The organism is Methylocaldum sp., assembly GCF_039794385.1.
Taxonomy (GTDB): domain Bacteria; phylum Pseudomonadota; class Gammaproteobacteria; order Methylococcales; family Methylococcaceae; genus Methylocaldum.
The window spans coordinates 1-8,041 of sequence record NZ_JBDIVO010000222.1 but is presented as its reverse complement, the minus strand read 5'-3'; the positions used below and the strand labels follow the sequence as shown (position 1 = coordinate 8,041).

Genomic DNA, 8,041 nt, shown 5'->3' with positions numbered 1-8,041 from the left:
CTGCGCGAGCGAGGTCAAATCGCTGGTCAGGAGCGCCACGAAGGCGTCGGACTGGCCGTCGGGATAATGGATTTCCTGAGCGCCCCCTCCTGTCTTCGGAAAGTCCGTCGAGACGGTTTCCCCCGTCGCGTAGACGAACCCCGCCGAGACCGCGATGGCGTTGATGGAATCGGAGGAGCGACCTCCCAGGTACGTCGCCTGCGTCAGGCTCTTCAGATCAGCGGAGAATGCGGCGATGAAGCCGTCGTTCGTGTTCTGCCCGACAGGGCGGATGATCGGGTCCCCGTTCAGCGGTTGAGCGCTGTCGAGGGTCCCGACGAGATCGTGCGAGGCCGTCCGGCCCGCCACGAACACGGCATAGGCGCCCCCGAAAAGAGCCACGCTGCTGGCGGCGTCCTCGTCGGTTCCTCCGAAGTAGGTCGCCTGGGTCAACGCCTTCAAGTTCGAGGTAAGGAGCGCGGCGAACGCGTCTTTGCCCCCCGCGTTCTGCGGTCGGGCGCCTCCGGTCGTCCCCGGAAAGTCCGTCGATGTCGTCGAACCTGTGACGTAGATGCCGGCTTCCGAGACCGCGACACCGCTCACGGAGTCGTCGCCGGTCCCCCCCAGGTACGTCGCCTGGATGATCGTCTTCAAGTCCGAACTGAGGAGAGCGACGAAGCCGTCGCTCGGACCCGCCAGGGCAGGTCGAGCCCCTCCCGCCGTCCCCGGGAAGTCCGTCGAGTCGGTAGTCCCCGCCACGAGCACGTTCGACGCCGTGGCCGCTGCGGCGGTGACGCGGTCCCCTCCCGATCCCCCGAGGAAGGTGGCTTGGATCAAAGGGTCGATCTCGAGGTCCTTCGTCCGATCGTACTGCCCGACTTCGAAGCGGTAGCTCGTTCCCTCGACCGCATAGGCGACCTCCACAGGGTGTGCGCGGCCCGCGACCGTCTGGTAGGCCTTCGGCCTGCTGAACACGACCGTGCCGAGCCCCGTGCCGACCTCCAGCTCGCCCTTGTCGTTCGCCCGGAGGAATGTCGCGCCAGAAATCCTCACTCCGATCTTCTCGGGCCTCGCGCCAGGCCTGACGTGGAAGAGTTTCTCGACGGTTGCGCCCGCCGCCCTCAGCTCGAGCTCGATCCCCTCGTACACCTCACCGAGGGTCACGCGATCGTAGGTCGGGACGTTCGTTCTCCAGGCGGATTCCTCACTCCCGATCAGATAGTTCACCTCGGTTGGGGCCTTCTCTGCGCCGTCCACCAAGGCAGCGGCGCCGCCGACGAGCGCCTCCTTCAGGGACCAACCCGTTGTCCCGGTCTTGCCGGACACCTTCGGGAGGTCGTACACGATCTCGCCGATGCGGGTGACATAGACAGTGCCGCCGTCGATCCCCGCATAGAACCTCACCCGCTCGTCGGTCTGCCCCTGGTTCGCGATGAAGGGGACGCTCGGATGAATGAGCTTCCCGCTCACCTGCGGCGAGGGCGAGCTCGAAGCGTCATGCGGCTCACCGCCATGCTTGGGCCGGGCGAGCAGGATCGCCCCCAGCAAGGCCAGCAGCCCCAGGAAAAAGTACCGTAAGCCCGGAAACCGGCCGCGGGAGCTCGGCTTCCTGTCCCTTTGCCGCGTCGAGTATTGCATGATTCCCTCTCCGGGATCGGACCTGTCCATGGCGCTCACCCCCCGTTTGGGCAGAATCTTAGCCTCGCAGAGTTTGAGTCCAGGAAAAATAAACGTCCTTTTTCTAATTCCTATGACCGGCTTCGCGGCATCAAATTCCGATCAGGGCTGTTCAATGCTTGATGCCCTGAGAGTTTATGAATCAGGCCCGTAAATACCCTCCTGGTATTTCGGGCCGCCGCCCAGGCCCGGTACACGCCCGGCCTGGGCTCACGCGGCTTGTCGCCGCGCCGGGGCATCCCTGCCCCGGATTAACCCGGCCTATATATATAGGCCGGGTTAATAAGATGCGCTCCAGGTTAATGGCGTTGTCATAGAGAGCGGCAGCGATATTGGGGGCTGATCCCAAAATGGGAAATATAGTCCGCGTTGGGCGCAATAGGGTACTCGCGTATTGCGCCGCATGAGGAGGTTTCCCATGCGGCTCTACGGCCCTGTTCGATCTGTTCTACCGCGCCGTCCGCTCGCCGGAACCCTGGGTCGCACTTGGCGACGCCGAGCGCGAGCGGTTACGGCGTCAGGGGTTGGAATGGTGATATTAGGTGTCGCTGACGCGGCGCCCCCTTCAATCATGCTTCCAACCGTCGACCGCCAAGACGAAAAATACTCCGAGCCAAAACGGATCGCCTGCGGCGCTTGTCATCATTTCGTCACCAAACCGCAATATTTGCGTCATACCGCCTCCGTAAAGTGCCTTTCCATCGAAGCACAGACGGAAGGCTTACATGTCAGTACAAGACGCTATTTCTCTCTCGTCCCGTCCTCGCCGTTACGCCGCCGAAGTCGCCAGCGATCCGGCGACCGTCCGCGCAACCCAAGCCCTGCGCTACCACGTTTTCGCCGAAGAGATGGGCGCGCATCTGCATACCCGGATCGAGGGTCTCGATTATGACGAAATCGACGATTACTGCGATCATCTCTTGGTGCGCGACACCCAAACCGGGCAGATCGTCGCTTGCACTCGTTTGCTGGACGACATCCAGGCTGCGCGCCTGGGACGTTTCTACTCCGAGGGCGAATTCCAACTCGACGAGGTTCTGGCCTTGCCCGGACGCTTCCTGGAGATCGGCCGCACCTGCGTCGATCCGTCCCACCGCGGCAGCGTGGTTCTCGGAACCTTGTGGAACGGGCTGGCGGAATACGTCTACAACGGCCGTTTCAACTACCTGATGGGCTGCGCCAGCATCCCGCCTGGCCCCAGCGGCTTCGCCGTCGATGCGGTCTATCGGCAGATCGAGCCGCACCAGTTCGGCCCGTCGGAACTCTTGGTAAGGTCCAAAAATCCGGTTCCTGCGCACAAGCGCTGCGTCCAGGACGAAAGCGGCATTCCGCCTTTGTTGCAGGCTTATCTCAGGCTGGGCTGCTGGGTCTTGGGCGATCCTTTCTGGGACGAGGATTTCAACGTCATGGACGTGTTCATTCTGCTGGACCTCTCCCGCATGCAGGCCCGCTACGAGAAGCGCTTCATCGCCAGCAAACAGGAAAATTCGCGTGCAGCGCTGTCGGCAGTGGTTTAAAGCCCTGGCCATCGCCGCCATGTTCGTGGCCGGCATCGTGGCCGTCAGCACGGTCATGCCGGCCCTGAGGCTGCTATTGGGGAAGAAGTCGGCCGCCTTGAACGACGCCATCGTGGTGAGCTGGAACCGTGCCGTCTGCCGGATTCTCAATCTGCGCTTGCACATCCGCGGGCGGCCCGACGCGAACGCCCGATTAGTGGTGGCCAACCACATTTCCTGGCTGGACATCATCGCCCTCGGAGCGCAAGGCCCCTGCTTGTTCGTCGCCAAACGGGAAGTGGCGGATTGGCCGGTCATGGGCTACCTGGCGAAAGGCATCGGCACGCTTTTCGTCCAGCGCGGCGATACCGGGCAGAGCGCAGCCGTGGCCGAACGGATGGCCTGGCAATTGCGCCAGGGGAAACGCCTGGTGCTGTTCCCGGAAGGCACGACAACCACCGGCGACCGCGTGCTGCGTTTTCACGGCAAGCTGCTCCACCCGGCGCAGTTGGCGGGAGCGCACGTCCAGGCGGTCGCCCTGCGTTACGACGGCGCGGCGAAAGAATGCGCACCCTTCGTCGGCGAGGACGAATTTCTGCCGCATCTCCTCGACATCCTCAAGCTGGAACGGATCGATCTCCATGTGCACTATTGCCCCGCCGTTCCGCCCGGACCGGGCCGGAACGAGTTGGCGCAAACCACGCGGCAACAGATCGTGGCCGCGCTGGATGCCGGCCATTCTTGCCGCGGACTGGCCGTCATGAATTCTTAACCGGTCCGTCACGGCGCTTTAAGAAAATCGGTTTAAGTTCTTTGCCAGTTTCAACCGCAGCGAGGACTATCCATGAAGCTGAAATACCGTACCGTCTGGATTTCCGACGTACATCTAGGGACGAGGGGCTGCAAGGATGAATATCTCCTCGATTTTCTGCGGCACATCGAATGCGAACGCCTTTATCTGGTGGGCGATATCATCGATTTCTGGAAGCTCAAGAGCGGTGTTTACTGGCCCCGCCTGCACAACGAGATCGTCCGCACCGTCATGGCGATGGCGGCTCGGGGCACACGGGTGATTTACATTCCGGGCAACCACGACGAAATCTTCCGCGGCTATATCGGCACGGTGTTCAACGGCATCGAGATCCACGCCAGCGCGGTCCACGAGACGGCGACCGGACGCCGGCTTCTGGTACTGCACGGCGACGAGTTCGACGGCGTGGTCTGCTCCAGCCGCTGGCTGGCGGTTCTCGGCAGCGGCGCCTACGACTTCCTGATCGAGGTCAACCGCTGGTTCAATCACGTCCGCCGCATTCTCGGCTTTCCCTACTGGTCGATGTCGGCCTACATCAAGCACAAGGTGAAGAACGCCGTGAACTTCATCTTCGATTTCGAGCGGGCGCTGATTCACGAGGCCTATGAACAAAATCTGGACGGCGTGATTTGCGGCCACATTCACCACGCCACGATCCGGACGGCCGAGCACGGCACGCTGTACGGCAACTGCGGCGACTGGGTGGAAAGCTGCACCGCCTTGGCCGAAAGCCACGCCGGAACGCTGTCCGTCATCCGCTGGCTGGAAGAAAGCACCCAACTCCTGGAGGATCTCGCACTTGAAACTCGCCCTGATCACGGACGCCTGGCTCCCACAAACTAACGGCGTCGTCACCACGCTTCGCACGATCTCTGAGCAGCTCCGCGCGATCGGACATACGGTCGAAACCTTTACGCCGGATCAGTTTCGCAACTGGCCGTGTCCGAGCTATCCCGAAATCCGTCTGGCGCTGGGCTGCGGCTCGAAACTCCGAGCCCGGCTGGACGAATTCCAGCCCGATGCCATTCACATCGCCACGGAAGGCCCGCTCGGCATGGCCGCCCGGAGTTTTTGCAAACGGCGCGGGCTTCCCTTCACGAGTTCTTTCCATACCCGATTCGCCGAATATATCCATCTCCGCACCGGTCTGCCGCTCGCTGTCGGCTATTCCTTTCTGCGCTGGTTTCATGGCGAAAGCGAGCGCCTGATGACTGCGACGCCCACCTTGCTGGAGGAACTCAAGGCGCGAGGCTTCAAGAACCCGGTGCTGTGGTCGCGCGGAGTGGACACGGACTTGTTCCGTCCCCGAGACAAGGGTTTTCTGCCCGATGCCCGCCCCGTGCTGCTCTATGCCGGCCGGGTGGCGATCGAAAAGAATATCGAGGCTTTTCTCAAGCTGGATCTGCCGGGCGCCAAGTACGTGGTCGGCGACGGACCGCAGCGGGAGGAGCTCGAGAGCAAATATCCCGATGTCCGCTTCGTCGGTTACAAATACGGCGAGGAACTGGCCCGCTATCTCGCGGCCGCCGACGTTTTCGTTTTTCCGAGTCGAACCGACACTTTCGGCCTGGTGATGCTGGAAGCTCTGGCCTCTGGCGTTCCGGTCGCGGCCTTTCCGGTGGAAGGCCCGAAGGACGTGATTCTGAGCGGTCGGGTCGGCTGCCTGGACGAAGACCTCAAGAACGCTATCACCGAGGCGCTGAAACTCGATCCCAAAGACTGCCGCCAGTATGCCCTGCGCTATTCCTGGCGCGATTGCGCCCTCCTGTTCGAAAGCTATCTGGCGCCGATTCCGAAAAACGGCGCGCGTTCGACGGCATGGTGGCAGCGGTATTCGTGATCTCCGTGCCCGAGCCATGGGCATCTGCACCCTCGCGATTGATGCCTGTCCTGAGCCTAGTCGAAGGGCGCTCCACTTCGTTCAGCACATCCTACGAGTTCTAAGCGCTGTCATGGATCGTTCATCTTTCCGTCACCGGATTGTCATCTGCCCCGGCTAAGGTTTAGGAGTAGCCCTTAGGGAGTAGCGTGCCATGAAATTCATGCAGACGATCCAAACCTACGACGTCAATCTGTTTCTCTGGGTAACGCAACGGAAATCCCGGCGCGTGCTGGTTCGCGGTGCGCGATGCGTCTCGAAGACCGGCGACGGGCACTTGTACCTGATCCTCGGCCTGGTGCTGGCATGGTCCGGGCAGCCTGCGGGCTCGGTTCTGCTGGCTTGCCTGTTAACGGGCTTCGCCATCGAGCGTCCGGTCTATTTCATCCTCAAGAATCTGTGCCGGCGCGACCGGCCCCAAGCCGCGCTGAATATTCCGAGCTTCATCATTCCGTCCGACCGTTTCAGCTTCCCGTCCGGGCACACCTCCGCGGCGTTCCTGGTGGCGACGTTGCTGAGTTTCTTTTATCCGGCCCTTGCGCCTCTGCTCCTAACCTGGGCTGTGCTGATGGGCATGGCGCGGGTGGTGCTCGGCGTTCACTTTCCCACCGACACGCTGATCGGCGCGCTGATGGGAATCCTTTTGGCCCTTCTGAGTTTAGAGATCCATCTTACGTGAAAGTGTTTTATGGCGTTCAGGCCACCGGCAATGGTCACATTACCCGAGCGCGAGCCATCGCGCCCAAACTCGAGCAAGCCGGAGCCGAAGTCACTTACCTGTTTTCCGGCCGCCCTTGGGAAAAGCTGTTCGAAATGGACGTCTTCGGCGACTACCAATGGCGTGCCGGTCTTACCTTCGAAACCAAAGCCGGCAATGTGCGGTACATCAAGACCGCATTTCGCAACAATCTTCCGAGCTTCGTCCGCGACGTCAAATCCCTGGACTTGAGCCAGTACGACATCGTCGTCAGCGATTTCGAACCGGTTACCGCCTGGGCCGCACGGCTGCAGGGCATCAAAACCGTCGGCATCGGCCATCAGTACGCCTTCGGCTACGATATCCCCAAGGCGAATGCCGATGTCATGGGAAATCTGGTGCTCAAGTATTTCGCGCCGGTCACGGTGGGCCTGGGCGTGCACTGGCATCATTTCCATCATCCCATCCTCCCGCCCATCATCGAGACCGATCTCGAACCCGCGGCGGTTCAGCCGGACAAAATCGTCGTCTATCTGCCCTTCGAAGACATCAATCAGGTCGTCCGCTTGCTGAAGCCGTTCCACGATCGTCAGTTTCACATCTACAGTTCGACCATGCCGGACGAACGCCATCCACGGCCCGAGCACATCCACATCAAACAGCTTTCCCGGAAGGGATTTCAGCACGACTTCGCCGACGCCGCCGGCGTGATATGCAACTCGGGGTTCGAATTGACCAGCGAAGCGCTTCATCTCGGCAAGAAGCTCCTGGTCAAGCCGCTGCACGGCCAGATGGAACAGAACTCCAATGCGCTGGCCCTGGAGGTCTTGCAGCTCGGCCAAGTGATGCAGACCTTGGACGGCCCCACCGTCGAGGCCTGGCTGCAACAGAGCCGGGCCACACGGGTCGTCTACCCCGATGTGGCACGGGCCGTCGCCGATTGGCTGATGCAAGGCGATCTGAGGGTCGACAAATCCTGGGTAGATAATATCTGGAGCCAGGTTCACCGAACCGATGGGTAAATTCGAAATCATGGCAGGTCAGAATCTCACCGGCTGGTCCCGCATTCATGCGGCGTTTTTCAACTCCATGAAAGGACTCAAAGCCGTCTGGCTGAGCGAGGAAGCTTTCCGTCAGGAAATTTATCTGCTCATCGTTACCGGACCTTTGGGATTCTGGCTCGGACAAACCGGTTTCGAAAAGGCATTGCTGGTGGGCAGCATTCTCCTGGTCCTGATCGTCGAACTGCTCAACACCGGTATCGAAATCGTGGTCGACCGGATCAGCTTCGAGCATCACGAACTGTCCGGCCGGGCCAAGGACGTGGGTTCCGCGGCGGTGTTCCTCGCCCTGACCTTGGCCGGCATCATCTGGCTGCTCGTGCTGCTGCCGAGATTCGACTGACGGTGACCGTTTTGTCGGCAAGGGACTGCCGACCTACGAACCACGGCCCCACAGTAGGTCGTGAAATCCTTTCACGACATTAACGGGTCGGCCAGCAG

Annotated in this window: 8 protein-coding genes; 7 read left to right on the top strand and 1 reads right to left on the bottom strand. The window is 61.3% G+C overall.

Annotated elements, in window-relative coordinates; genetic code table 11:
• On the bottom strand, positions 1–1,617 hold a 1,617-nt coding region (locus tag ABJK70_RS16835), incomplete at its 3' end, for an SBBP repeat-containing protein (RefSeq protein WP_347258532.1).
• Positions 1,618–2,381: 764 nt separating this feature from the next.
• Between ABJK70_RS16835 and ABJK70_RS16830 the strand changes: the two genes are divergently transcribed.
• From ABJK70_RS16830 to ABJK70_RS16800, 7 genes are all read left to right on the top strand, one after another.
• A complete protein-coding gene (locus ABJK70_RS16830) occupies positions 2,382–3,173 on the top strand; it encodes a GNAT family N-acyltransferase (RefSeq protein WP_077729168.1) in 792 nt (263 codons plus the stop codon).
• Entirely contained in the window at positions 3,148–3,924 is a 777-nt protein-coding gene (locus tag ABJK70_RS16825; RefSeq protein WP_077729169.1) for a lysophospholipid acyltransferase family protein, read from the top strand. Before ABJK70_RS16830 ends, ABJK70_RS16825 begins: the two co-directional genes overlap by 26 nt.
• 72 nt (positions 3,925–3,996) lie before the next feature.
• The gene (locus ABJK70_RS16820; RefSeq protein ID WP_133716791.1) at positions 3,997–4,806 is read left to right on the top strand and encodes a UDP-2,3-diacylglucosamine diphosphatase; all 810 of its coding nucleotides are present in this window, start codon (positions 3,997–3,999) and stop codon (positions 4,804–4,806) included.
• The gene (locus ABJK70_RS16815; protein WP_077729171.1) at positions 4,763–5,803 is read left to right on the top strand and encodes a glycosyltransferase family 1 protein; all 1,041 of its coding nucleotides are present in this window, start codon (positions 4,763–4,765) and stop codon (positions 5,801–5,803) included. The genes ABJK70_RS16820 and ABJK70_RS16815 overlap by 44 nt, the downstream gene beginning before the upstream one ends.
• Positions 5,804–5,996: 193 nt before the next feature.
• Positions 5,997–6,521, top strand: a complete 525-nt coding sequence (locus tag ABJK70_RS16810) for a phosphatase PAP2 family protein (protein WP_077729172.1) — start codon at positions 5,997–5,999, stop codon at positions 6,519–6,521.
• Complete coding sequence (locus ABJK70_RS16805; protein ID WP_086135462.1) at positions 6,518–7,561, top strand: MJ1255/VC2487 family glycosyltransferase; 1,044 nt, start codon at positions 6,518–6,520, stop codon at positions 7,559–7,561. The genes ABJK70_RS16810 and ABJK70_RS16805 overlap by 4 nt, the downstream gene beginning before the upstream one ends.
• Positions 7,562–7,571: 10 nt before the next feature.
• The gene (locus tag ABJK70_RS16800) at positions 7,572–7,943 is read left to right on the top strand and encodes a diacylglycerol kinase (protein ID WP_347258533.1); all 372 of its coding nucleotides are present in this window, start codon (positions 7,572–7,574) and stop codon (positions 7,941–7,943) included.
• Positions 7,944–8,041: the final 98 nt, after the last annotated feature.

What these genes read in the sequence shown, in the direction of transcription:
- ABJK70_RS16830 (WP_077729168.1), top strand. Translation starts at nt 2,382, where the DNA reads ATGTCAGTACAAGACGCTATTTCTCTCTCGTCCCGTCCTCGCCGTTAC.
- ABJK70_RS16820 (WP_133716791.1), top strand. Translation starts at nt 3,997, where the DNA reads ATGAAGCTGAAATACCGTACCGTCTGGATTTCCGACGTACATCTAGGG.
- ABJK70_RS16810 (WP_077729172.1), top strand. Translation starts at nt 5,997, where the DNA reads ATGAAATTCATGCAGACGATCCAAACCTACGACGTCAATCTGTTTCTC.
- ABJK70_RS16800 (WP_347258533.1), top strand. Translation starts at nt 7,572, where the DNA reads ATGGCAGGTCAGAATCTCACCGGCTGGTCCCGCATTCATGCGGCGTTT.